Origin of the sequence: Bosea sp. BIWAKO-01, assembly GCF_001748145.1 — a bacterium.
Taxonomy (GTDB): Bacteria; Pseudomonadota; Alphaproteobacteria; order Rhizobiales; family Beijerinckiaceae; genus Allobosea.
Genome location: NZ_BCQA01000001.1, coordinates 3,476,083 through 3,499,914 on the forward strand (window position 1 = coordinate 3,476,083; position 23,832 = coordinate 3,499,914).

Consider the following 23,832-nt stretch of genomic DNA (forward strand, 5'->3'; position numbering starts at 1 on the left):
GAGAGGCTGGGGTTGTGAAGCTCCAACTCCTGGACCGCAGATCCCCGGATGGACGTGCACAACAATGCCCGCCTGACGCCATCCGGTCGAGCCCTGTTGGCCGCACGCGTCGAGGGAGGGTGGCCCGTCAAGGCGGCGGCGCTGGCGGCGGGCGTGTCTACACGGACCCCGCATACCTGGCTGCGCCGGTATCGGCAGGGCGGCGAGCGCAGGCACCACGACCGCAGCTCGGCTCCTCGGCGCTGTCGGCACGCGAAGCGTGCACGGCGGCTCGCCGCGATCGCGGCGCTGCGGCGTCAGCGGTTGAGCGGCCCGCAGATCGCGGCTGTGCTTGGCATGCTGCGCTCGACCGTGGGCGCCATTCTGCGCCGTCTGGGACTGAACCGACTGTCGGCGCTCGAGCCGAAACCCGAGATCGTGCGCTACGAGCGTGCCGCGCTAGGCGAATTGATCCATCTCGACATCAAGAGCCTGGGCCGGATCGACGGGATCGGTCATCGCATCACCGGCAAGCGCAGCGGCCAAAGCCGCAATCGCGGCATCGGCTGGGACCATCTGCATGTCGCGATCGACGACGCCTCGCGGCTGGCCTATGTCGAAGTGCTGCCAAGCCTCAGTCAGGGTGACGCGACCGCCTTTCTCGAGCGCACGCTCGCCTGGTTCGACCGTCTCGGCGTCACGGTCGAGCGCGTGATAAACGACAACGGCTCCGCCTATCGTTCGAAGCGCTTCGCCGCAGCCCTCGCCAAGGCCGGCGTCCGCCAGATCTGCACTCGGCCATACACCCCGCGAACCAACGGCAAGGCCGAGCGCTCCATCCAGACCAGCCTACGCATACGCCAGGCCCTATGCCTCATCAGACGAGCGCCACGCCGCCATCGAGCCATGGGCGAACGACTACAACTGCAGCCGACCTCACTCAGCCCTCGGCGGAAAGCGGCCATGGACAAGGTTGAACAACCTTCTTGGAAACGACAACTAGCGCGCGACTGAGGGGGAATCGCGATGGCGCGTCGCTTCAAAGGCGGGAACCTGCGCGGCGAAGTCGTAGAGCCAGCCCGCCAGGACGGGAAAGGTCGCACGCCAAGCCCCCTCGAAACGAAGATCGAGGTATCCAAGCGCCGCAGCTAAGGAAAAGTCGCCGATTTGCAGCCGATGGCCAGGGCGGACGACAATTTGGCTCGCGCGTGCCAAGCCGCGCGTAATCTTTGCCTCCTGGTGCGCCGTCCAGCGCGGTTCGCGCTTTGCCTCCTGGCGCCAGCGCCGTTCGTAAATAATAAGAACGATCGCCTCCATCACGCCGTCAGCCAGGGCTTCGTAGGCCTGTCCGACAAAGTAGGCGTCGCCCCGCTGAGACAGAGCATGTCCGCTCTGTGCGTCGAGATAGGCGGCAATCACAGCCGAATCGAATAACGCGTCGCCCTGCAGCGTGATCAGCGTCGGAATCTTGGAGAGCGGATTCGCGGCAAGGAAGGCGGCGTCGGGCGTCGCCGTATCGACGAAGCGCTCATCAACGATGCCTTCAAACCCGAGATGGCGCGTCAGCATACGCACCTTACGGGAGAAGGGAGAGGCGGGAGCGCAGTAGAGGATCATCAGGCTGGTTCTTTCGAGGCACGTGTCAGCCGCCCGCGGGCCACCGCCGCGGCGCCGGCGGCGAGGCGGCTGAGCGTATGCAGGGGCCGTTGCGCGAAGGCCGCCACGGCCGGGCGGACAAGAGAACCGAACTTACCCTCGAAGGCGTAGGTGCCTGCCGCCTGCAACCAGATGTCAGCTGTCGCTTTGCGACGGTCGGCCGGCGCGAGGGCGGCGAAGACGTCGCGGTGCTTTGTGAGTAGTAGTACGGCCGACCGCTCCACAACCTCCCCGAGCCGCGCGCGGCGATTATAGACGCGTGCCAGCGGCTCGCGCACCGCGACGATCGATCCCCCGCGAGTGTAGCGGATCAGCCAGTCCCAATCCTCGAAGCGAGGCAGCGTCTCATCGAACGGACCGACGGTGTCGAAAACGGCGCGGCGTGTGAGCTGAGTCGTTCCGGGATTCAGGTCGCAATCCATCGCCAGCCGACGCGCCCAGTCGGGACTGTCCTCAAGCGGTTGCAGCCGCGTAACGGCGTGGTCGAGGAGATGCATCTCGACCCCGGTGCAAGAGACCCCAACGTTGGCGGGCGCGTGTTCAAGCGCTGAAATTTGGATTTCGAGCTTGCGGGGAAACCATTCGTCGTCCGAATCAAGAAAGGCAACGAGCGATCCGCGCGACGCCGTGACGCCGGTGTTGCGCGCTGCTGATGCACCACCGTTGCGCTCGCGACGCAGCAGCCGCAGGCGCGGATCGTTGATTGCCGTAACGATTGCGGCGGAATCGTCGCTGGAGGCGTCATCGACGACTATCACTTCAATATCTCCGAAGCTCTGCGCCAAGGCGCTTTCGACCGCGCGCCGGATGCAGGCAGCGCGGTTGAACATCGGGATCACGACGCTGACATGTGGGGCTGATGCCGTCGTCATGGCTCCTCTTTAATAGCGGCGGGATCGAGGCGGAAGGTCTGGTCGAGAACTGCCTGCCTGTGGAAGCGAGCAGGCAGCAGGGGCGACGCGAGCGCGTGTAGCCAACCGGACAGTGGCTGCGCTGCGGCGTAGGCGAGATGGCCAGCCGCGCGACGTTGCGTGGCGTCGACCGGTTCGGCCCAGCGCGGTTTCAGCGCATAGGATTGCAGGGCGTAGCGCAGGGCCGGTGTGTCCGGCGCGCGAAGGCCGACGAGTGCGGCATGATAATAAGCGGCGCTTAGTGCCTGAGGCCCCAGCTTGCGGATATGTTCGGGAAGGTCGGGGCGCGCCAGTAGCCGTTTGATCATCTCAATCTTCTGGCGCGCCAGACGCGGCCCCTGTCCACGGCGGGTTATACCGCCAGCGTGCAGCCGCCAAGTCGCCAGCACCTGCGGCAGCCGCTTTACTTTTGCGCCGCGTAGGCCGTATCGCAGCCAGAAATCGTAATCAGAGATCAGCGAGGCGCGGGCGTCGCGCACGGGCTCGCCGGCGAGAGCGCCGACCCGAAAGAAGGCTCCCGGTCCGGGGAGGCAGAAATGCTGGCAGAACAGCACCTCATAGTCATAGTCACGCGTCGCAACCTTCGCTAACTGCCGCCCGTTCGCATCGATCTTGAGCCAATCCGGATAGACCGCATCTAGGGTGGCATCGTCGCGGAAGGCCGCGCGCACGGCATCGAGGAGGCCCGGCAGGACCGGATCGTCGGCATTGACGATTCCGATGATCTCACGGTCTGCGCGCGCGACGCCCGCGTTGACGGCATCTGCCTCACCGGCGTTGGCCTGCCTGATCAGCTCAATCGGTAGATCGGCGGCCGTGAGCCGAGCCCGCGTGTCGTCGGTCGAACCATCGTCAACGACGACATAACGGTCCCCTGGACGCAACTGTGCGGCGACGGAGGACGCGGTCTCAACAATATAGTCGGCTCCGTTGAATACCGGCGTAACCACGGCGAGCGAGGGGTCCTGCGTCATGACAGCGGCTCCTGTGCGGCAAGGCGGCGATAGAGGGACTCATAGGCGCGCGTCATCGCGTCGAGCCCGTGACGCGCGCGGGTTTCGGCAAAGGATGCCGCCCACCGCGGATCGCCGGCCCGCGCGAAGGTGAGGGCGGCGGCAAGCGATTGCGGTTCGGCGGGAGGCGCCAGCGCTTCGCGTGGACAGGGCAGTCGCTCTACGTCGCCGACGCGGGTTGCGGCAATCGGCTTGTCCATAGCCAGTGCCTCAAGCAAAGCCATGGGCATGGCCTCGCCATAGCGCGAACCGAGTAGAACAGCGTCGGACGCGTCAAGCAGGCCCGGCATATCGGAAACCTCACCGAGCATTACGACGGCAGCGCCTAGCCCGCGCGCAGTGATCAGGCCGCGCAATCTCGCGTCTGAGCCGTTCATGCCGCGTCCCGCAAGCAGCAGTCGTGCCTTCGGCGTATCGCGTCGGAATAGCGAGAAAGCGTCGAGACAATTGGGCAAGTCCTTCTGCGGATCGTTGCGAGCGCTTAAAAGTACGGCGAAGGCGTCGTCGGCGAGGCCGAACGCGGCGCGGCGCACTGCACGCCGCTCCGCGTCTGGACGGAAGAGGGCAAGATCGACGCCGTTATCGATGACGAGGCCGCGTCGTGGCGCATAGCCCCGCGCCTCATGAAAAGCCCGAGCTGAGGCCGCGCAATAGACGATCGCGTCGGGCATCGAGCGCGAGCGCGCGGCGAGCGTGCGATCGATCAGATGCAACGGTGGATTAGCAAGAAACCGCGGAAACGTAGTGTTGTGGATCGACCACACCAGAGGCACCCGACCACCAACGGCGAGGCTAAGGAAGGCGCCATAATAGAGCCAACCCTGCACTATGTCGGGTCTCAATCGCTCAACCAGAGCGCGTAGACGTCGACGCGATGCCGGCAGATGGGTAACTCCCCCTAATCGGCGCGTCAGGTCAAAGCCGAGATCCTCGACCATTAAATCCGCGCGGTCGAAAAACACCTCCTCCTGCATTAGCGCTACATGATGGGCGACTCCGCCCGGGGCCCGCGTCGCGAGTTCGAACAGCAGCCGCTCCGCGCCGCCCTGGCGCAGATGAGGAGCAATGTGCAGGATCTTTAGCCCAGCCATGCAGCGCTCACTAAGACCTCACTGCTTACGCCACACCGTCCGATTGACGTAGTCGATGTAGCTCAGAACGATGGCGACTACCTTGCGCGAAACAGGGCCGGCGACATAGTCGCTGACTCGCCGCGGCGTCAGCCCGGTAGCCTGGGCGCGCATGACGAAGCGGACCGAGTCAAGCACCGACGCACGCGTGAGCCCGGACATCACGAGCGTCCCCTCGTCCATGCCCTCGGGGCGCTCATGTGCCTGGCGAATGGTCACAGCAGGGAAGCCCAGCAGCGAGCTTTCCTCCGTGATTGTGCCGCTGTCGGAGACGACGCAGGCCGCCGTCATTTGCAGCTTGATATAGTCGTGGAAACCGAACGGCGGCAGGAACTGAACGCGCGAATCGAGCTGTTTCTCGCCGAGAGCCTCCAGCCGTTTGCGGGTGCGCGGATGGGTTGACACGATCACGGGCCAGCTGTGGGCCTCGGCTAGCCCATTGAGCGAGTCAAGCAGATCGGCAAGGTTGCGCTCGCTGTCGACATTTTCCTCGCGATGACTCGAGACGACGAAAAATTGGCGTTTGGTCAGGCCGAGGCGGGTGACGACGTCGGAAGTCTCGTAGCGGGGACGGAAATGCTCGAGCACCTCATGCATGTGCGAGCCTACGTTGAAGGTCAGCTCGGGCGGCAGGCCCTCAGCGAGCAAATAGCGCCGGGCGTGCTCGGTCAGAGTCATGTTGACGTCGGAGAGATGATCAATGACCTTGCGGTTGAGTTCTTCGGGGACACGCTGATCGAAGCAGCGATTGCCGGCCTCCATGTGGAAGACTGGGATTTTGCGCCGCTTGGCTGAGATCACCGCCAGGCCCGAATTGGTGTCACCGTAGATGAGCACTGCATCAGGCTTCTCTAGCTCCATCACCGCGTCGGAGCGCCTGAGCACCTCAGCGATAGTGTCGATTGCCGAGCCACCGGCGGCCTCGAGAAAATGGTCCGGCTTGCGGATGTCCAAATCCTCAAAAAACACCTGATTGAGGCCATAATCGTAATTCTGACCGGTGTGGACTAGGACGTGATGGGTCTGCTCGTCGAGTTGGGCGAAGACGCGACACATCTTGATCAGCTCGGGCCGAGTGCCCACAATCGACATCACCTTGCGCATGTCTAGTTCCGCAATTCGGCCTGGATGTAGTCGAGGCCGAGAAGCAACTTCTTCACCCCCTCAACGTCAAGAATCTCGGTGTTGTCGGAAGTGTAGTCCTCCGCCATCGAGATCGCACTTTCGCCCTCGACGAAATATTTGGCGTAGTTGAGATCGCGGTTGTCCTGGGGGACACGGTAATAGCCACCGTGATCGGCTGCGCGCGCCATCTCCTCGCGTGAGACAAGTGACTCGTAACGCTTCTCGCCATGGCGGGTGCCAATCACTTTGATCGGAACGCGCTTTTCGAAGATCTGCATCACCGCCTCTGCAAGGTGGCCGATCGTCGAGGCGGGGGCCTTCTTGACGAAAATGTCGCCTTGCTCAGCGTTGCGATACGCATAGATGACCAAATCCACAGATTCTTCGAGCGACATCAGAAAGCGCGTCATGTTTGGATCGGTGATGGTGATCGACTGGCCAGCCTTCACCTGCGAGACGAAGAGTGGAATCACCGAGCCACGCGACGCCATCACGTTGCCGTAGCGTGTGGCACACAATGTGGTGTCACTCTGTGAAAGCAAGCGGGCGCGTGCGACCGTGATCTTCTCCATCATCGCCTTGCTGATACCCATGGCGTTGATCGGGTAGACCGCCTTGTCCGTAGAGAGCACAACGACGCGCCGGGCGCCAGCGTCAATGGCGGCCTCAAGCACGTTGCTCGCGCCGAGGACGTTCGTGCGCACCGCCTCCATCGGGTAGAACTCGCAAGAGGGCACTTGTTTTAGTGCGGCAGCGTGAAAGATAAAGTCGACGCCGCGCATCGGGGCGCGCAAGCTGCTAGGCTCACGCACGTCGCCGATGTAGAATTTGACGCGATCGTTCTTTAGCTCGAGGCGCATGTCCTCCTGCTTCTTCTCGTCGCGGCTGAAGACGCGGACCTCGCCGATTCCCTCGCTCAGGAAGCGGCGGAGAACAACATTGCCGAAGGATCCGGTTCCGCCCGTGATGAGCAGGGTCTTGCCCTTGATGTCCATGGGATAGATTACTTTCTTTTGGCGCGCGCTCAACGTGCGGAGCGCATGCGGGCAATTAGCTCTGGCCAAGGCGGAGCGACATATCCCGTCGCCGCGCGGAAGCGCGAGCCGTCCATCGAACGGTCGATCGTCACCGCGTCGTCGGGGACGATATCAATTGACTTGCCGTACTCCAGCGCCACCAGCTTCAAAAGCTCGAATTTGTTGATCTTGTCGGCAGCGACATGCCAGACGCCGCGCAGCTCCGGACGCGGAACAACGACGTCGCGGATAACACGCGCCAACTCGACGGTCGGCAGACCTGTGTAGATCGCCCTGCGATATCCCCTCACGGTGGGGCCGGGCTGGCATAGGAACCAGTCGATCAGCGAGTGGGCGGAGTTAAGCTCATGGCCGATGATCGAGGTGCGCAGCGTGACGGCATTAGAATAGTCGACCTCGCCCAGAAACTTGCTCTTGCCATAGAGATCTTCGGCGTTCGACGGGTCCTTCTCGTTGTAATCACCCTTGCGGCCGTCGAAAACGCAGTCGGTCGAGACGTGCACGAGGCGCGCGCCCGCCACTCCGCAGAGTTCGGCGAGCCGGTGCGGCAGCAGCGAATTCAAAGTGATAGATACGAGCGGGTCCTTGGCGGCGGTGAGCTGTTTGACAACACCAACGCAGTTGATCACCACGTCAGGCTGCGCTTCGCCGATCACCCGGACGAGGCGGTCCCGATCGGTCACGTTGACGTCGCCGAGCAGGCGAGCGGTCGCGCTCTGCGAAAGCGCCGCTGGCGGGCCACCTCGGATCGTACCCACAACCTCGAAGCCTGGCGAAGCGGCAAAGAGCCGATAGGCGGCGTTGCCGAGCATGCCCCCGGCGCCCAGGATGAGGATTTTGATCAACGGCATCTCCGATCAATTTGGTAGAACGGCGTCTTTCCGTCATCACTGACGCCTCGGCCAAGTTCGCTAAGCGCGAACGATTTACTCAACCGACCTGCACTTGTCGAGCCGCCCGATCCGCCGCAGCAGAACGCGTTTGCGAGACGAGGATGCGAGGTGTTACAGGGGGCGCCTTGGCGGACGATCAGGTCCGGCGCGAGTTCAAGGATTGAAGCGTTGACGAGTTGGGGCGATCATCTGCGCCGGACGACGGAACTGACTTTGCGTTTGACTATGCGCGATTTCGAGGCGCGCTATCGTGGTAGCATACTCGGCGTCGGATGGGCGTTTTTGACGCCACTCCTAACCGCTTTGATCTTCACCTTTGTATTCTCCTCGGTATTTCAGGCGCGGTGGGGAACTGGACGGGACGGAGTCGACGCCAACTTCACGTTGATACTGCTCGTCGGCGTCCTATTGCACTCCATGCTCGCGGAGACTTTGAACCGAGCTGCGGGATTGATCCTGGCCCACAGCAGCTATGTGAAGAAGGTCGTCTTCCCGCTCGGCACACTGCCCGTCGTCGTCGTGCTGGGAGCCCTGATCACCGCGGCCTTTGGCCTGCTGATCGTCATCTTGGGCCATGCACTATATAGCGGCCGCGTCGAGGCAACCGCGCCGCTCTTTATCCTCATCATTATTCCCTATCTGCTCCTGCTGCTGGCATCGGCCTATGTGCTATCGGCCTTGGGCGTTTATCTCCGCGACATCGGACAGATCGTGAGTTTTGTCGTCACCGCCTCGATGTTCCTGACGCCGATCTTCTACCCGATCTCTTCGGTTCCACCCAGTTTCCGGACGTTAATGCAGCTCAATCCTCTGACCATCGTGGTCGAGGAGACGCGCAGCGTGTTGCTGTTCGGCCAAGCTCCGAACTGGCAGGCTTTGGCATTTTTGTGGATGGGAGCGTTGGTCGCGCTACCTGCGGCGATCTGGGTCTTCAATCGCTTGCGCGCGGGGTTCGCCGATGTGCTCTGAGATCGCGATCAAGGCTAAGAAGCTCTCGAAGGCCTACCAGATATACCGGCGCCCGTCCGACAGGCTAGCGCAGGCCATAATGCCGCGCCTGAGACGGGCGGCAGCGCCGGCCTTGCGTGCGGTAGGAGTCGATTGGCCCGAAAAGAACTATTACGTTGATCATTGGGCACTGAATTCCATTAGCTTCGAGGTGCCGCGCGGCGATAGCATGGCGATCATTGGCCGCAACGGGTCGGGCAAATCCACGCTGCTGCAACTCGTCTGCGGTACCTTGGCTCCCACCGATGGCGAGGCGCGCGTCAAAGGGCGCGTCGCCGCGCTGCTTGAGCTGGGGTCGGGCTTCAATCCCGAGTTTACTGGTCGCGAGAACATTTATCTCAACGCATCGATCCTCGGCATGTCTAGCGAGGAAACACAGGCGCGTTTCGACGAAATCCTCGCCTTCGCCGACATCGGCGAATTCATCGAACGACCGGTGAAGACCTATTCGACGGGGATGGCGATGCGTCTGGCGTTCGCAGTGATCGCCCATGTCAATGCGGACGTGCTTATCATCGACGAGGCGCTGGCGGTAGGTGACGCCTATTTCCAGCAGAAGTGCCTGCGCTGGCTGCGGCAGTTCCGCGAAAGTGGGACTGTATTGTTCTGCGGCCACGACACCGGCGCGGTGATGAGCCTGTGCAACAGCGCGATTTGGATCGACAAGGGCGATCTTGTGATGCAGGGCTCAGCCAAGGATGTTTGCGAAGCCTATTCGGCATCCATCATGAGCCAGACGCAAGGACTGTCGAATCAACCGATTCTGCGGCCACGCGCCAAGGCAAATGCTCTCGCCGCCGACGCGTCGGCAACGACGGGTGAGCGGGCGGCGCCCGAGGCCAAGGCCAAACCCGTGACGCGCCCCGACCCACCCAAGCCGGATCGGCCGGTAATCTTCGAGAACATGGCAGATAGCGCCGATTTCGGGAGTGGCAAGGCGCGCATCCAACGCGTCAATTTCACTCACGCCGACGGGGCACCGCTTCACTGGATAGAGGGTGGGGAGGACGTACGGCTTCTCATCGAGGTAGCCGTCCTTGCCGATCTCGATGCGCCGATCGTGGGTTTCCATATCAAGGACCGCCTCGGCCAGCCGATCCTGGGCGACAACACCTTCCTGGCGACCCTCGCCCGTCCGATCACGGCCCGGGCGGGCCAGATACTTGAGACGAGTTTCGCATTCCGGTTGCCCGCGCTCGCATCTGGACGCTATTCGGTGACAGCAGCTTGTGCCTCCGGAACGCTGGAAAATCATGTGCAGCATCAATGGATGCATGACGCGCTGATGTTCGACGTCCATTCGCCTTTCCGAAACGGGGTCCTGGTGGCGATCGATATGGATCGCATTCAGATCGATGCAATCGATTCGCACCTTCCGCAAGAACCGACCGATGCCTGACGCCGATGCGCGTCTCCGATTACGGACGCTTCGCGCCTGCTAGCAGGATAAAGTTGGCGGCCCTTCGGTGGAACCCGCAGGGCCGAATCCTGTCTGGCGACGTATACGGACGGGCGAACGAACCGCGGCGACATTCTAGGCTAGTGTTCTCTCGGTTTGTGATCTCGATCATGCCCGCGCGGCTTATCGACCAAGCGACGGCGGCGCGGAATTGACAACATTCTGTATTTCATGGATGGCGATGGGGCTCACGCCTTCCCGTCGAGCGAATGATATGAGTGCTCGGCCTTTGTGATGAGTCGAGCGCAAAGTGATGGAACGTCCAGTGACGCAATTGTCCCCCAAGACCCGTTTCTTGAATCGTCTCCCGGGTTTGCGACGCTATTACGCCACCCTCACCCAGCTCGATTCCGAGCGCATCGGCGCTCTGCGGGCCCTGGAGAAACACCAGATCGAAGCTAACACGCGCGAAAGCCTGCTGCGCGAGGAAGCATCCAGGCTCGTCGCCGAGCGAAACGCGTTGCGCGAGGAGCGCGGCGCTTTGACCGAACGCTTAGCTGCTAAAGCGGCGTTCGAAGACCAGTTCAACCATCTTCTGGTGAAGCTGGATAATGTCTCGGCCCAAACCCTCGGGGTGGGCGCACGTCAGGAGGAGGCTGTCGCCCGCCTCGGACGCCAATTGGGCGGTGACCGCGCTGCCCCGGGAGGCGACGGAAGCGCCGCAGACCTCTATCTTGACCTGCTGGAGGCGTCTCTGACCGGCCTGCTGATCGAGGACGGCTCGCAAGCGCCCTGGACGGAACGCAAGTTCGACCCGTCGTTGCGCGCCATTGGCCGCGACTGGCCCGAACAGGCGATCACGATGATCGGCACTGCCCGTATGCGCAATTTGCGCATGCTGACGACGCAGGCTTTGGAAGAGGGCGTTCCCGGCGACTTCATCGAGACTGGCGTCTGGCGCGGCGGCGCCTGCATCTACGCCAAGGGAATCTTCAAGGCCTATGGCGCGAAAGACCGCAAGGTCTTCGTAGCCGACAGTTTTCGTGGTCTGCCCGAACCCGACGCATCGCGCAATCCGGCCGACACGGGGGACACGCATCACACCTACGCCCAACTCGCCGTCTCGCGTGAGGTCGTCGCCGGAAATTTTCGCCGTTACGGGCTTCTCGACGAACAGGTGGTCTTCCTTGAGGGTTGGTTCAAGGACACTCTTCCCGTCGCGCCAATCGACCGGCTGGCCGTGCTGCGGCTCGACGGGGACATGTATGAGAGCACGATGGATGCACTCCACGCGCTCTATCACAAGGTGTCGCCGGGCGGGTTCGTCATCGTTGACGATTATGTTCTCGAGCCTTGTGCCCGGGCGATTCACGATTTTCGCGAGCAGCAGGGCATCGAGGCGCCGATGCACCCCGTGGACGGCGCCGCGGTGTGGTGGCGTGTTCCCGTCTAGGCACAAGTCTCAATTGCACGATGCTTGCGGCGATGAGAGCGTCGGCTGCAAGCTTGTCTTATCGGGGGGCGATGCTCCACCAATATTTGAACCTGCACCAGAGGCGCTCGACGAGATTACGGGCTCTTGTGAAGTATGGGAAGGCATTGCGCCGGCTGGTCCTGGTGCGGATGACGACCTCGGGGCCTTGACTGGTCATGCCGGCCTGGATGGCGTTCGTTTCATAGCGACGCTCGGCGATCAGCCGTTCGAAGAGGCCAGCGGCGGCGCCGATAAGGGCGCTCGCCATGGTCATATCGTTGATGTTGCCGGTGAGGTCAGCTGAACCCGCGGACGACGTCGACATCTAACAGTCCGTGGAACGTGCTGGTCCGGTCGGCCACGAGGTGCCTATCGCTTGTGTGAAAGCTCCCCTTTGCGCCTACAGTCGACCGGTGCACTTTGATGTGAGTGGCATTGAGGGCGACCATGCCCCGCAGTATTCATGCCGCCCGCGCCAATCAATTTCTGCAAGATGTTGGCGACAAACCTTGGTCTGTAGCACACCCCATCGTCAAGTGCCGCCGTGTTCCATCCGTCCAGTTGACCGCTCGCTGACGTCATAACCAAGAAACTGACGCACTGCACGCTCCATGCGGGGCAGCGTAAAGTCGGCAAGAAATGCGCGCTGCGCAGCAAGGGCTGTCGCCTCATACAACACCGCATCTTCGACCAGATGAACCAGACCATTATAGACGGACGTGGCGTAAGCGTCGCGGCAGAGATAAGCCGCGCCCCGCTCTTTCAGATAGATGTAAGGTGCCGAGTAAGACGGGCCGTGGAACAGGATCGGCCGCCCGGCCGCCAGGTAGGTCGGCACCTTGGAGGGGAAGCTCAAGCGCGAAACCTCCTCCATGTTCGCTGCGAAAGGATAGGGGCAATAGGCGACGTCGCAATTCCGAGCTATTGTCCGGATCACCTCCGGCTGATCCTTCCAGCCCATAAATTTCAGATGGCCGTCGGGAATGTCGCTCGGCGGCGGCTCGTGGCCGAAAGTCATCAGAACGACTTTGCGTTCGCCCACCCTCCACTTGGCGAAGTTGAGGGCGGTCACCAACTGCCTCCATTCCTCGCTCGCGTAGAATTGACCGACCATGCCGACGACGACACTGTCTGTGCTGCCAAGCGCAGTCGGCGGCGTTTGTGCGAGCGTGGGATCGATCGAGGCGATCACCGCTGTCGAAGGGACGCCGTAAATCTCCTGATAGTGCCGCGCCATCGGACCCGAAGCCGCCGCGCAGCTCGTAGCCTGCCGCAGCGTGCGATCAAATTGGGCGAGGTCAAGCCGGCGATTGACCGGATCAACCCCGTGAGCGTCGAGCCACCAGCGCAGGGGATCCCAGACATGAACGCGCAACGGCACACCGAGCTCACGCGCCACCGGCGCGGCGATCCGCACCATAGTCTGTCCCTGCAAAATCGCCCATAGGTCAGTCGCGCCGATCGCGCGGCCATAGGCCACTGCCTGGCGGATGAGGCCGCGAGGTAGGGTCACACGCTTGACCGCCTCGACGGCGGCCGCGCCAACCCTCCCGATCCTGATGCCACGCAGGACTCGGCGTTGCTGTTCGATCGGCTTGGGGATCATCTTCATTTCGACGTCCGCGAGATCGTCATAAAGCTTGGGCTGAAGATGCGGATTGGTCACGCAAAAGACGGCAAGTTCGCTCTTGGGGACGAACCGGCACATCTGTGCCGTCACGATCCCCGCGGTCAGATTGCTGCATGGTGGAATATCAGTCAGGAGAAGGATGCGCTTCCGGGGAGTTTGGCCCGTCATCGCTGCGCCACCTTTCGATAAAGAGCCGCCATCTTGCGCGCGAAATCGCCGTCACTGTAATGCGTCTCTGCCCAACGTCGGCCTGCCGCCCCCCGCCGCTGACGCTCGTCGGGAGAGCGGACGAGACGTTCGATCGCTTCAGCAAGGGAGGCGGCATCACGCATCGGTGTAGCGATCGCTACGTCCGGGGCCCCCGCGACTTCAGGCAGTGCGGTGCCTTCAAAGACGATAATCGGCTTCGCAAAGGCGAGGGCCTCGATTGCCATCATACCGAAGGCTTCAGCCGTCGAGGGCATCAGAAAAATATCTGTTGCGGCGAAGGAGTCCATCATCGTCGCGTCGTCGTTCACCCAACCGAGATCTATGACCTGATGACGACCGATGAACTCATTGAGATGGCCCTTGCCGTGGGTCGTCAGGATCGTCAGTGGGACGCCCATATTGGGCAACCTGCGCAGCGCCTCCACGACATACTCGAACCCCTTGTACGGGCTATCGGCAAAGGCGCGCACGCCGATCACCAGCCGGCCTGGCAGAACTCCCAGCCGGGCCTGCGCCGGCTGCGGATCGACGGGATGAAAGCGCTTCAGATCGATGCCAAAGGGAATGACCTCAATTGACTGTCCGGCAGCGATGGGAGAGCGCGCGGCCATATCGCGCATGTGGCTGGAGGCTACGACGATCTGCGCGCGACTCTCGGCAACGACGCGCTTCTTCCACGCGAACTGCTCAGCCGTGCGGTCCTTCCTCATCGCAAAGGGCAGATCCAGCGACGGGCACTGCCCGCACCCCTTCTGCCAGCGCTCGCACTCCAGGGAATAAATGCAATGCCCGGTCATCGGCCAGGGATCGTGCCATGTCCATACGCTCGGCTTGCCACGCGTCAGAAAACGCAGTGCGTCCAAACTGAAATAGCCGTCATGAATTATATGGAAATGGACTATGTCGGCCGTGCGATAGGCATTCGACAGGGCCAGGGCGTAAGCCTGCCATTGCAGGCGCGAATGGATCGACAGCATGGATTCGAGCCGCCCGATCACCTTGTTGGCCAGGCGCGCGCCAGGAAGGTCGAAGAAGCGCCGGGAGTCGGGGCTGTTGCTTAGCTTGTTCCACACGAGATGCGCAGATTCGACGCCCTCCGCTGCAAGCAGATGGCGAATGTCGAAATTGTTGAAACGACTGCCAACGACGTCGCTTGTGTTGATCTGGAGAACTTTCAGGGTCATTCACTCCCCTCGCGAAGAATCGGCATCCCGAGGGCTTGAAGATAAAAGTTGCGGATCGACGGTTTCATAACCGACAGATCGAGGCGGGAGCGGATAATCTCGAGATTGCGCCCCGCCGCGGCGTCTACCAAGGCATCATCTGTCAGTGCGCGCTCGAAACGCGAGCAAACTTCCTCGAAATCGTCTGGAGAGACCGCGAACCCGGTCTCTCCCTGCACGAACCATTCCTCGCAGCATGACGTGTTGGTCTGAACTGGAAAGGCCCCCATCAACATCGCCTCGAGCACTGAGGTCGAGATTCCGTCGGAAATGCTGACGGCTAGATACACTCGTGCGCGTCCGAAGTATTCGAGAATCTCGTCATGGGTGCCTAGATCGATGACGCGGATGTTGAGGACCCCGGCCGCCTTCAACTCAAGCGCGCGTGCGCGCGGGCGGGCCCCGACAGAGAACATGACGATCTCATAGTCCTTCAGGCGGTCGGCGAAACGCTCGAGCACGGCCAGAGAAACCATGGCGCGGCCGGCGAAATGATCGTAGCCTTTGACCATGATGAGCTTGCGCCGCGACGGCGGGGCTTCACTGCGCAGGCGTTGGGCGGCGTCGACATCGATGCCTCCAGAGTTGGCCAGAACCGGCAACTCCGGGCCGCGGTAGCCGAAGCTGCGTCCAAGCGCGAGATCGCGCCGACACTCGCACGAATAGAGGTCGATCGCTTCGCATACCCGACGGATTTGGCGCGCGTGAGGCTCCTGGCGGCCGAAGTAATAGATGTCACTGCCCCAGTTCGTCGCCAGCCAGCGAGGGAAGCGGCATGATGGGTCTTCCGCAAGCATAAGATCGCGCGCCGCCAGCACAAGATAGGCGTTGTGCTGGAATTCCAGCGAGTGGATGAGGTTCGGCCGTACGTTGGCTATGACCTCGGCCAGCATGCGCGGGCCGTGAAGCGCCATGATGGTTTCCTCGCTTTCGTCGGGCCGGCCGAGCCGTACCCGCGCCTGCGGATCGCCGTCGAACGGCACCGCACGGGTTCTCACGAAGTCCCCATCGCGCGACGCCAGCTCCAGCGCAGGCGGCGATGCCTTGCGACGCCCGAGCTTGTCCCGTAGCAGACGGGCGGCGCCAAACGGATTCCTGAACGCGCGCATAACAAAGCTCGCCGCCCGCCGGCCGGTCGAAAGCCAGGGCACGGCGAGGGCGGGGGGGCCGTCTGCTGTGGCCGACGGCGTCACCGTCGGCACATGCAACGTCAATCCGCGGATGTAGGCGTGCGGGGGCGAGGGGTCGTTCGGAAACAGATGCAGGTCAAAACCCGCGTTGACCACGGCTTCGATCCAGCGCGCCGTATGCACGGAATGATGCATCGCTACGAACAGGATGCGGGGACGCTCGCCATTCGACAGGGGGGACATCCTACCCAATCTCCCCGAGCGCAGCCGAGAAGGCGGCACGAGCTTGTTCGACGCCGAATTCCTGCGCGGCAGCCCGCGCGTTCTTGATCAGATTGGCCCGCAGCGCCGCATCTTCGCTCAGCCGATTCAGCGCCTGGGCGAGCGCTTCGACATCCGGTTGGTCGACCACCAAGCCCGCCCCCCGCGCCGCGAAATACGATGACACGAACGATCCACGCGGAGCGTGAACGACAACAGGTCGTCCGGAGGCCAAGTATTCCGCGACCTTGGCGGGTGCCGATGAGCGCACGACTTCAGGGATCGGAGACTCGAAAGCCAGAGGTAGGAATAGAATGTCGGCCTCGCGCTGGCGGGCCAGCGCCTGCGCCTGCGGCAGGTGATCGTGCCGGCGGACGAAGGGGCCGACAAGACCGTTGTCTCGGACCTGCGCCTCGCCCTGCGCGGTGTGGAGATGGAGTTGGAAGCGTCCCCCGGTTCGCTCCATCGCGGCAATTAGATTCCTGAAGGCGCTAGCCTGTGCGTTATAAACCGAACCCGTGTATAGCACCGTCCAGGGAGCTTGCGCCGTTGGCGGCGGCCCGGCCTGCGGCACCGGGACTGACCCGAACCCACCCGGCTCAATCTGCCCGAGATCGACGGGATTGCGGACGATGGCGAGGGAGGCGCGGGGGACGCGGACGCGCACGTCCTCGGCCAGCACCTCATTGGGGACGATTACTTTCGCGGCGCGCGCCGCCCACCGTTTCTCCCAGAACCGGGCCAGCCTGCGGTAGGGACCCGCCTCCCATTGATAAACGGGATCATCGAACAGATAGGCGACGAAGGGCAGCTTCAGGCGCCTGGCGGCGATGGCCGCGGCCGGTAGATCGAAGGGATTGCCGCTGCACCCTACTACCACCTGCACCCGATGCGCCTTGACCGCGGTCGCGATCTCGTCCGCGCGAGCGACAACGTCCCGCACTAATCCGGCGTAACTGTTGATGCGCTGGACATGTTCATTTCTGAAAGACCGCATTATCTGGAACCGCGGTGACGACAAGGCGACGTAAACGCCAAATCCAGCCTCGCCAGGATCAAGTGCCTGAAGTTGATCGGATAGAAAAAGGTGACGCAATTTGCCGCGCTCTTGCGCCAATAGGGAGCCTAGCACCCGGGCCTGACCGCTGGCGGAGGGCGGCGCAGCAGTTGTGACGATCGCTAGGCGCTTCATATACTGCGTACTACGTGCTGCATCCTGATAGGCCGGGGCAATCGAACTCGCCCGAGCAGGCCGAGCGCATAGCTCAGCCTGATGGCACGGTCAATGTCGGCAAAAAAGTCGCCGCGAATCGCGCAGGAGCTGATCGAATATCAACCTCGCGCATGCGGCTTGATGCATGTGTTGGGTCATGCTGCAATCTCCGGCAGGCGTTTCGCATGCCCTCGGCGGCGAAGCGTGCATTCGATTTATGGACGGTCTTGAGGCTGACGCCGGCAGCCCCGGCTATCCCGGCAGATCCTGTGCCTATCGCCGGCATGCGCGCGATCCGCTCTCAACCAAGCCACGTCAGCCGGGCATCCTTGTGGTTGTTCATCCGGTTCCTCAGAGGGCTCTGAAGCTTCGCAATCTCAGCTTCCTCGCTCGGGACTGGATAAATAACCAATTGAGAGCTCACACCTGGACTGGGGCAAGACGATGGGCAAGGGCGCACGACCTTCGGGCTGTCAGCCGTAAAAGGCGCGGTACCAGTCGACGAAGCGCCGAATGCCGTCCTCGATCGTGGTGGAGGGGCTGAAACCGACGCGCGCTGCGAGAGCACTCACATCGGCATAGGTCGCCGGTACGTCCCCCGGCTGCAACGGCATATGGCGCTTGATGGCCTCTTTGCCGCAGGCTGCCTCGATTACCGCGATGAAGCGGTCGAGCCGGACTGGCGTGTGATTGCCGATATTATAAACACGGTAGGGCGCGGCGGATGTGGCGGGATCCGGCCAGCCGAAGTTGAAATTGGGCGAAGGGGCGGGCGGTTCCCCGACCAGCCGAACGATCGCCTCGCTGACATCGTCAACATAGGTGAAATCCCGGCTCATCTCGCTTTCGGCGTAGACGTCGATCGGCCTACCTTCGAGAATCGCCTTGGTGAAGCTGAAATAGGCCATGTCCGGGCGGCCCCAAGGACCGTAGACCGTAAAGAAGCGTAGGCCCGTGACCGGTATGCTGTAGAGATGCGCATAGGAATGCGCCATCAGTTCATTGGCGCGTTTGGTTGCCGCATAGAGCGAGACTGGATGATTGGCGCCGTCATGTTCACTGAACGGCACCTTGGAGTTGGCGCCATAGACCGAGCTCGATGAGGCGTAGACCAGGTGCTGGATCGGATGGCGCCGGCAGGCTTCCAGTACTGAGAGGAAGCCGTCGAGATTGGCGCTTACATAGGCGCGCGGGTTCTCAAGTGAATAGCGCACGCCTGCTTGCGCCGCGAGATGAATCACGGCGTCGGGGCGAAAGCGAACAAACGCGCTTTGAAGCCCCTCATAGTCGGTAATGTCCAGCTGCTCGAATGAAAAGCCGTTGCGCGGAGCCAAACGGTCGAGCCGCGCCTGCTTGAGTGCAGGATCGTAATACGGAGTGAAATTGTCGATGCCGAGGACCTGAACGCCGTGCGCCAGAAAAGCCTCCGTGACATGAAAGCCAATGAAGCCCGCTGCGCCCGTCAGCAGAATCCGCTGTGGTGAGGCCTTGATCGTCACAGGATGGGCCTCCAGATTGTCCTAGGTGATAGCAGCAGAGCGACTCATTTCGCTCCCCTGGGCGAAACCAATCAAGTTCAGCTTCGAGTGTCTGGCATGGTGGGCGCGCGGCTACAAGGAGATGGAGCTTCAATCAGCGACGGCGAAGCAGCCGCTTCGTCTCGGAAAGGGACGGCAAGTGCGAGTTGTTCTCGATGAATTAGCAATAATTTCGCTAATTCATGTTCGCCACGCGATACTCCGCCGGATAACCGCACCGGATCAGACGGTAGGCTCGCTTCTCGCGGAACTCGGCTGCGGTTGGACGAACCGTAACCCTCTGCTACAGGGGGGCATGCTAGATGTAGAGAATCTACCCGCCGATATCCGCGCGTTCATCTTCGATTGCGATGGAACGCTCGTGAATACGCTGCCGGTTTATGCTGATGCCTGGATGCAGGGTTTTCGCACGTCGGGCAGGGACATGATGCGCGACTGGTACTTCGGTCGTGCCGGTCACTCAGAACATGCGCTCATGGACCTTTTCGAGGCCGAGCAGGACGTGAGGCTTGACCGCGACGCCGTGATCAAGGTCATGCGCGAGCATTTTCTGCAGAATGTCGCGTCTGTCGGTGAGGTGCAGGCGATTACTGCTGTCGCCCGCCACAACCACGGGCGCCTGCCGATGGCTGTTGCATCAGGCGGATCGAGGCAGATCGTCACCGCCACGCTGGAGGCGACGGGCCTGACGCCCCTGTTCGACACGATTGTTACGATCAATGACGTCGAGCGTCCCAAGCCCGATCCCGACTTGTTCCTGGAGGCAGCGCGGCGTCTCGGCATTGCCGCGGCTGATTGCCTCGTCTTCGAGGACTCTCCTGAAGGTATGGAAGCCGCTAATCGCGCTGGCATGCGCTGTATCGATGCCCGGCCGCACCGGGATTAGGTGAGGCTGCAGCCGTCGTCCAACCGTCGTGCGCGAATCGAGAATCGGACTGCTGCCGCTGAAATGGCACTCGACCATCGGCTACATCAGCCCGGCCGAGTTCGAAAAGAAGGTGGGATTAGCTTAACTGAGAGAACCGGCAGCAGGCCAACGCGACGCCTCTCTCTCGCCTTCGACAAATTGCTTCAGAGAGCCAACAATTGCAGGCAGTTCTGTGCCGCGGGCCAATTCAACTGACTAAGAGCTGTCTCTCCTCATGGATCGCCCGAAGGTTTTGGACAGCATCCGTGATCGTTAACTGCGGCCCAGGATGGCTATTCAGGAGGCTGCCAGATCCTCTATTGGGATCCAGCACAACGAGATGCACGAAGCATACGCTCGCACTCCCCCTCCCATTTCTGCCAAATAGGCCCTTGGCGCTCGATTTCCGTGACAATGCTGGCGGCGAGGGCGCGATCGAATATGGATCACGCAGATGCCGCAGCGAGGGGCTGCGGAGATACTCTGTGATGAGCTTGGTGATCGAATTCAACAGCTCACGTCCGGGCATCTGAATTGCTCCCTCAGCTACGGGCAGCACAGGCCGGCTCTCGTCGAGCAACTGGCGGCGCAGTGCGCTCCCCCGCGCTCGCCGAATGATGCCACCGAAGTGGTGGAGTCGCGTCGTTGACAGGGGGGCGGCGGCAGGACTACCTGCGGCCAGGCAGGAGACCCCATGTCCAATTTTACCTTCGCGCCTCTCGCCATTCCCGGGCCCGTGCTCGTCCGCTCGCGACGCTTCGGCGATGACCGCGGCTACTTCATGGAAACCTATAGCCGCGAGCCTTTCGCGGCAGCCGGGATCGCGCCGGATTTCGTTCAGGACAACCAGTCGCTTTCGGTGCAGGCCGGCACGGTGCGCGGTATGCACTATCAGACCGCGCCCGCCGCCCAGGCCAAGCTCGTGCGCGTGCTCAAAGGCGCGATCTTCGACGCGCCCTACGCGCCGCAGAGCGAAGGCGGCTTGTTCTGGGCTGATCCGGCACTTGCCATCGACTGGCCGGTGGTGGCCGGGGCTGCGACACTTTCCGAGAGGGACGCGAAGCTGCCCGGTTTTACCGGCTTTGCCAGCCCTTTCGTTTATGAGGGCGCCTGAATGACGCGGTTTCTCGTCACTGGCGGTGCCGGCTTTATCGGCTCAGCCGTGGTCCGGCATCTGGTCGCCGAGACGCCGCATCAGGTGCTGGTTGTCGACAAGCTGACCTATGCGGGCAACCTCGACAATCTGAAGCCGGTTGAGACCGATCCGCGTTACGCCTTCCTGCAGGCGGATATCGGGGATCTCGCCGCGATGCGCGAGGCCTTTGCGTCATTCCGGCCCGATATCGTGATGCACCTTGCGGCGGAGAGCCATGTCGACCGTTCGATCGATGGGCCGGGCGCCTTCATCCAGACCAATGTCGTCGGAACCTTCGTGTTGCTCCAGGCGGCGCTCGACCATTGGCGAGGCCTGCCGCAGGACGCGAAGGCCAGCTTTCGTTTCCACCATGTCTCGACCGACGAGGTCTTCGGCTCGCTTGGCGCGGAAGGCCTGTTCAGCGAGACGACACCCTATCAGCCGACCTCGCCCTATTCTGCGTCGAAGGCCGCGTCCGACCATCTCGTGCGTGCCTGGCACCACACCTATGTGCTGCCTGTCCTGCTCTCCAACTGCTCGAACAATTACGGGCCCTATCACTTCCCTGAGAAGCTGATCCCGCTCGTCATCCTGAACGCGCTTGAGGGCAAGGGATTGCCGGTATACGGCGATGGCGGTCAGGTGCGCGACTGGCTCCATGTCGAGGATCATGCACGCGCCCTTTGCCTGATTGCGGAAACCGGACGCCCCGGCGAGAGCTACAATGTCGGCGGCCAAGCCGAGCGGACGAACCTCGACGTCGTGCGCGCGATCTGCAGCCTGGTCGACGAGGTCGCCCCCGATGCCGCCATCGGCCCGCGCGACACCCTGATCCGGTTTGTCGCCGACCGGCCCGGCCATGACCGTCGCTATGCGATCGATGCTTCAAAGATCGCCCGCGAGCTCGGCTGGAGCCCGCAGGAGAGCTTTGAGAGCGGGCTGGAGAAGACCGTTCGATGGTACCTCGCCAATCCGGACTGGTGGGGCCGCATCCGGAACGGGCTTTATCGCGGCGAGCGGCTCGGCCTCTCGTGAACGAAGCGCCGATCCTGCTTTTTGGTGCCGGCGGTCAGCTTGGCCGCGAGTTGACGGAGCTGGCGCATGAGCGTGGCGTTCCGCTCGTCGGGCTGGCGCGGGCTGACGGCGACATCACGGACCGTGCAGCTGTGGTAAGGGCCTTGAAGGCCCATTGCCCCGGCCTGGTGGTCAATGCTGCGGCCTTTACGGGCGTGGACCGGGCCGAGAGCGAGACGGTCGCTGCCTTCGCCGCAAATGCGGAAGGGCCCGCCATTCTTGCCGAGGCGACGGCCGAAGCAGGCATTCCGCTCCTCCATGTTTCGACAGATTATGTCTTCGACGGCAGCAAACCCGGGCCTTATGTCGAGAGCGACCCCGTCGGGCCGCTCGGGGCCTATGGTGCGAGCAAGAGCGAAGGAGAGGTCTGCATCCGGGCCCTGCAGCCGCACCATGTCATCCTGCGCACCGCCTGGGTCTACGGTGTCCATGGCGCAAACTTCCTGAAGACCATGCTGCGCCTTGCGGCCGAACGCGATGTCCTGCGCGTCGTTGCCGACCAATGCGGTTCTCCGACCGCGACACGCGATCTTGCCGAGGCGATCCTCGCCGTCCGCGCTGTGCTGATGGCCGGAGCCGAGCCCTGGGGCACCTACCATGTTGCCGGGCAGGGCGAGACGACCTGGCATGGCTTCGCCAGCGCCATCATTGCAGAGCAGGCCCGCTTCACTGGGCGGAGCCCGATCGTAGACGCGATCACGACTGCGGAATTCCCGACGCCGGCGCGCCGACCGGCCAATTCGGTGCTTGAGTCCACCCGGTTCGCCGCGACCTTTGGCTATCGCGCAAAGCCGTGGCAGGAACGCATGCGCGAGGTCGTAGCCTCGTTGATGGCGCAGAGGGTATCATGAAGGGCATCATTCTCGCGGGTGGCACCGGCACGCGGCTGCACCCGGTGACCTCGGTGGTCTCGAAGCAGTTGCTGCCCGTCTACGACAAGCCGATGATCTACTACCCGCTCTCGACGCTGATGCTTGCCGGCATCCGCGAGATCCTGATCATCACCACCCCGCATGATCAGGCGCTGTTCATCCGCTTGCTGGGGGACGGGACCCAGTTTGGCCTGAAGCTCAGCTACGCCGTGCAGGCCGAGCCGCGTGGGCTTGCCGACGCCTTCATCGTCGGGCGCGATTTCGTCGGGGCCGATCGCGTCGCGCTGGTCCTTGGCGACAACATTTTCTACGGCCACGGCTTGCCCGAGTTGATGGCGGAGGCAGTCGCGCGGCCAAAGGGGGCGACCGTCTTCGGCTATGTCGTCTCCGACCCGCAGCGTTACGGCGTGGTCGAACTCGACGCGGCCGGCAAGGGCATCTCGATCGAAGAAAAGCCCGCCGAACCGAAATCCAATCTCGCGGTGACCGGCCTCTATTTCTACGACAATGATGTGCTCGACATCGCTGCCGGCATCAAGCCGTCGGCGCGCGGCGAGATCGAGATCACCGACATCAACCGCGCCTACATGGCGCGTGGCGCGCTTCATGTGCAGATCATGGGGCGCGGCTTCGCCTGGCTCGACACAGGCACGCATGAGAGCCTGATGGAAGCCGGCCAGTTCATCGAGATCCTGGAACGGCGCCAGGGCATGAAGATCTCCTGCCCGGAGGAAATCGCCTTCCGCAAGGGGTTCATCAATCGCGATCAGCTGGCCGAACTGGCGAAGCTGACGGGCAAGTCGAGCTATGGGCAGTATCTGGCGAAACTGCTTTGATTGCGGGCCTTCCGGCTCATGAGGATATGGAGATCGTTATGACCTGGTCGGCGCGGCAGTACACGAAATTCGAGGATGAGCGGACCCGCCCGGTTCGCGATCTGCTTGCCCAGGTCCCGACGGACGCCGTGGCAAACGCGGTCGATATCGGTTGCGGTCCCGGCAACTCGACCGAGCT

The 23,832-nt window shown here is 62.5% G+C and carries 21 protein-coding genes and 1 pseudogene; 9 read left to right on the forward strand and 13 right to left on the reverse strand.

Annotated features, from left to right (window positions below; translation table 11 throughout):
• Window positions 1-48: 48 nt before the first annotated feature.
• Window positions 49-982 (forward strand): annotated as a pseudogene (locus BIWAKO_RS16075) (IS481 family transposase).
• Here BIWAKO_RS16075 and BIWAKO_RS16080 read toward each other — a convergent pair.
• The 7 genes from BIWAKO_RS16080 to BIWAKO_RS16110 are packed head-to-tail and all read right to left on the reverse strand — an operon-like array spanning window position 979 to window position 7,696.
• Window positions 979-1,596 carry a glutathione S-transferase family protein gene (locus BIWAKO_RS16080; RefSeq protein WP_084651457.1) on the reverse strand — a complete coding sequence of 206 codons (618 nt, stop codon included), beginning with the start codon at window positions 1,594-1,596 and terminating at the stop codon, window positions 979-981. The pseudogene BIWAKO_RS16075 and the gene BIWAKO_RS16080 overlap by 4 nt on opposite strands.
• The gene (locus BIWAKO_RS16085; protein WP_069879513.1) at window positions 1,596-2,507 is read right to left on the reverse strand and encodes a glycosyltransferase family 2 protein; all 912 of its coding nucleotides are present in this window, start codon (window positions 2,505-2,507) and stop codon (window positions 1,596-1,598) included. Before BIWAKO_RS16085 ends, BIWAKO_RS16080 begins: the two co-directional genes overlap by 1 nt.
• Window positions 2,504-3,520, reverse strand: coding sequence for a glycosyltransferase (locus BIWAKO_RS16090; RefSeq protein ID WP_069879514.1), 1,017 nt, complete (start codon window positions 3,518-3,520; stop codon window positions 2,504-2,506). Before BIWAKO_RS16090 ends, BIWAKO_RS16085 begins: the two co-directional genes overlap by 4 nt.
• A complete protein-coding gene (locus tag BIWAKO_RS16095) occupies window positions 3,517-4,650 on the reverse strand; it encodes a glycosyltransferase (RefSeq protein WP_074471560.1) in 1,134 nt (377 codons plus the stop codon). Before BIWAKO_RS16095 ends, BIWAKO_RS16090 begins: the two co-directional genes overlap by 4 nt.
• Before the next feature lie 18 nt (window positions 4,651-4,668).
• On the reverse strand, window positions 4,669-5,793 hold the full coding sequence (gene wecB, locus BIWAKO_RS16100) for a non-hydrolyzing UDP-N-acetylglucosamine 2-epimerase (protein WP_069879516.1): 1,125 nt from the start codon (window positions 5,791-5,793) through the stop codon (window positions 4,669-4,671).
• Between the two features lie 2 nt (window positions 5,794-5,795).
• Window positions 5,796-6,809: a polysaccharide biosynthesis protein gene (locus BIWAKO_RS16105; protein WP_069879517.1), complete on the reverse strand. Its 1,014-nt coding sequence runs from the start codon at window positions 6,807-6,809 to the stop codon at window positions 5,796-5,798.
• A 29-nt stretch (window positions 6,810-6,838) separates the two neighbouring features.
• Complete coding sequence (locus BIWAKO_RS16110) at window positions 6,839-7,696, reverse strand: dTDP-4-dehydrorhamnose reductase family protein (RefSeq protein ID WP_244523460.1); 858 nt, start codon at window positions 7,694-7,696, stop codon at window positions 6,839-6,841.
• Window positions 7,697-7,912: 216 nt separating this feature from the next.
• On the opposite strand from BIWAKO_RS16110, the gene BIWAKO_RS16115 reads away from it, so the two are divergent.
• From BIWAKO_RS16115 to BIWAKO_RS16125, 3 genes are all read left to right on the forward strand, one after another.
• A complete protein-coding gene (locus BIWAKO_RS16115) occupies window positions 7,913-8,713 on the forward strand; it encodes an ABC transporter permease (protein WP_141740106.1) in 801 nt (266 codons plus the stop codon).
• Complete coding sequence (locus BIWAKO_RS16120; protein WP_069879518.1) at window positions 8,703-10,151, forward strand: ABC transporter ATP-binding protein; 1,449 nt, start codon at window positions 8,703-8,705, stop codon at window positions 10,149-10,151. The genes BIWAKO_RS16115 and BIWAKO_RS16120 overlap by 11 nt, the downstream gene beginning before the upstream one ends.
• A gap of 355 nt (window positions 10,152-10,506) precedes the next feature.
• The gene (locus BIWAKO_RS16125; RefSeq protein ID WP_244523461.1) at window positions 10,507-11,604 is read left to right on the forward strand and encodes a TylF/MycF family methyltransferase; all 1,098 of its coding nucleotides are present in this window, start codon (window positions 10,507-10,509) and stop codon (window positions 11,602-11,604) included.
• A 58-nt stretch (window positions 11,605-11,662) separates the two neighbouring features.
• Here BIWAKO_RS16125 and BIWAKO_RS16130 read toward each other — a convergent pair whose 3' ends face one another.
• From BIWAKO_RS16130 to BIWAKO_RS16155, 6 genes are all read right to left on the reverse strand, one after another.
• Entirely contained in the window at window positions 11,663-11,950 is a 288-nt protein-coding gene (locus tag BIWAKO_RS16130; protein WP_069879519.1) for a hypothetical protein, read from the reverse strand.
• 207 nt (window positions 11,951-12,157) lie between these two features.
• Window positions 12,158-13,423 (reverse strand): glycosyltransferase family protein, encoded by a 1,266-nt coding sequence (locus BIWAKO_RS16135; RefSeq protein ID WP_141740107.1) that lies wholly within the window; start codon window positions 13,421-13,423, stop codon window positions 12,158-12,160.
• A complete protein-coding gene (locus BIWAKO_RS16140; protein WP_244523462.1) occupies window positions 13,420-14,649 on the reverse strand; it encodes a glycosyltransferase in 1,230 nt (409 codons plus the stop codon). Before BIWAKO_RS16140 ends, BIWAKO_RS16135 begins: the two co-directional genes overlap by 4 nt.
• A complete protein-coding gene (locus tag BIWAKO_RS16145; RefSeq protein WP_069879521.1) occupies window positions 14,646-16,061 on the reverse strand; it encodes a glycosyltransferase in 1,416 nt (471 codons plus the stop codon). Before BIWAKO_RS16145 ends, BIWAKO_RS16140 begins: the two co-directional genes overlap by 4 nt.
• A 1-nt stretch (window position 16,062) precedes the next feature.
• A complete protein-coding gene (locus BIWAKO_RS16150) occupies window positions 16,063-17,076 on the reverse strand; it encodes a glycosyltransferase (protein WP_176733333.1) in 1,014 nt (337 codons plus the stop codon).
• A 689-nt stretch (window positions 17,077-17,765) separates the two neighbouring features.
• Window positions 17,766-18,791: an NAD-dependent epimerase gene (locus BIWAKO_RS16155; RefSeq protein WP_201788628.1), complete on the reverse strand. Its 1,026-nt coding sequence runs from the start codon at window positions 18,789-18,791 to the stop codon at window positions 17,766-17,768.
• A gap of 334 nt (window positions 18,792-19,125) precedes the next feature.
• On the opposite strand from BIWAKO_RS16155, the gene BIWAKO_RS16160 reads away from it, so the two are divergent.
• The 5 genes from BIWAKO_RS16160 (at window position 19,126) to rfbA (ending at window position 23,654) form a co-directional block, all read left to right on the forward strand.
• Window positions 19,126-19,716, forward strand: coding sequence for an HAD family hydrolase (locus BIWAKO_RS16160; protein WP_069879523.1), 591 nt, complete (start codon window positions 19,126-19,128; stop codon window positions 19,714-19,716).
• Between the two features lie 715 nt (window positions 19,717-20,431).
• Window positions 20,432-20,851 carry a dTDP-4-dehydrorhamnose 3,5-epimerase family protein gene (locus tag BIWAKO_RS16165; RefSeq protein ID WP_069879524.1) on the forward strand — a complete coding sequence of 140 codons (420 nt, stop codon included), beginning with the start codon at window positions 20,432-20,434 and terminating at the stop codon, window positions 20,849-20,851.
• The gene (gene rfbB, locus BIWAKO_RS16170) at window positions 20,852-21,907 is read left to right on the forward strand and encodes a dTDP-glucose 4,6-dehydratase (protein WP_069879525.1); all 1,056 of its coding nucleotides are present in this window, start codon (window positions 20,852-20,854) and stop codon (window positions 21,905-21,907) included. It abuts the gene before it with no gap.
• Window positions 21,904-22,797 (forward strand): dTDP-4-dehydrorhamnose reductase, encoded by an 894-nt coding sequence (gene rfbD, locus BIWAKO_RS16175; RefSeq protein ID WP_069877914.1) that lies wholly within the window; start codon window positions 21,904-21,906, stop codon window positions 22,795-22,797. The genes rfbB and rfbD overlap by 4 nt, the downstream gene beginning before the upstream one ends.
• A complete protein-coding gene (gene rfbA, locus BIWAKO_RS16180) occupies window positions 22,794-23,654 on the forward strand; it encodes a glucose-1-phosphate thymidylyltransferase RfbA (protein ID WP_069877913.1) in 861 nt (286 codons plus the stop codon). The genes rfbD and rfbA overlap by 4 nt, the downstream gene beginning before the upstream one ends.
• The last annotated feature ends 178 nt before the right edge of the window (window positions 23,655-23,832 follow it).

Coding starts and splice junctions, on each gene's coding strand:
- BIWAKO_RS16120 (WP_069879518.1), top strand. CDS start 8,703: ATGTGCTCTGAGATCGCGATCAAGGCTAAGAAGCTCTCGAAGGCCTAC.
- wecB (WP_069879516.1), bottom strand. CDS start 5,793: ATGCGCAAGGTGATGTCGATTGTGGGCACTCGGCCCGAGCTGATCAAG.
- BIWAKO_RS16080 (WP_084651457.1), bottom strand. CDS start 1,596: ATGATCCTCTACTGCGCTCCCGCCTCTCCCTTCTCCCGTAAGGTGCGT.
- BIWAKO_RS16165 (WP_069879524.1), top strand. CDS start 20,432: ATGTCCAATTTTACCTTCGCGCCTCTCGCCATTCCCGGGCCCGTGCTC.
- rfbA (WP_069877913.1), top strand. CDS start 22,794: ATGAAGGGCATCATTCTCGCGGGTGGCACCGGCACGCGGCTGCACCCG.
- BIWAKO_RS16150 (WP_176733333.1), bottom strand. CDS start 17,076: ATGCGGTCTTTCAGAAATGAACATGTCCAGCGCATCAACAGTTACGCC.
- BIWAKO_RS16140 (WP_244523462.1), bottom strand. CDS start 14,649: ATGACCCTGAAAGTTCTCCAGATCAACACAAGCGACGTCGTTGGCAGT.
- BIWAKO_RS16090 (WP_069879514.1), bottom strand. CDS start 3,520: ATGACGCAGGACCCCTCGCTCGCCGTGGTTACGCCGGTATTCAACGGA.
- BIWAKO_RS16105 (WP_069879517.1), bottom strand. CDS start 6,809: ATGGACATCAAGGGCAAGACCCTGCTCATCACGGGCGGAACCGGATCC.
- BIWAKO_RS16135 (WP_141740107.1), bottom strand. CDS start 13,423: ATGACGGGCCAAACTCCCCGGAAGCGCATCCTTCTCCTGACTGATATT.
- BIWAKO_RS16145 (WP_069879521.1), bottom strand. CDS start 16,061: ATGTCCCCCCTGTCGAATGGCGAGCGTCCCCGCATCCTGTTCGTAGCG.
- BIWAKO_RS16095 (WP_074471560.1), bottom strand. CDS start 4,650: ATGGCTGGGCTAAAGATCCTGCACATTGCTCCTCATCTGCGCCAGGGC.
- BIWAKO_RS16085 (WP_069879513.1), bottom strand. CDS start 2,507: ATGACGACGGCATCAGCCCCACATGTCAGCGTCGTGATCCCGATGTTC.
- BIWAKO_RS16130 (WP_069879519.1), bottom strand. CDS start 11,950: ATGTCGACGTCGTCCGCGGGTTCAGCTGACCTCACCGGCAACATCAAC.
- rfbB (WP_069879525.1), top strand. CDS start 20,852: ATGACGCGGTTTCTCGTCACTGGCGGTGCCGGCTTTATCGGCTCAGCC.
- BIWAKO_RS16160 (WP_069879523.1), top strand. CDS start 19,126: ATGCTAGATGTAGAGAATCTACCCGCCGATATCCGCGCGTTCATCTTC.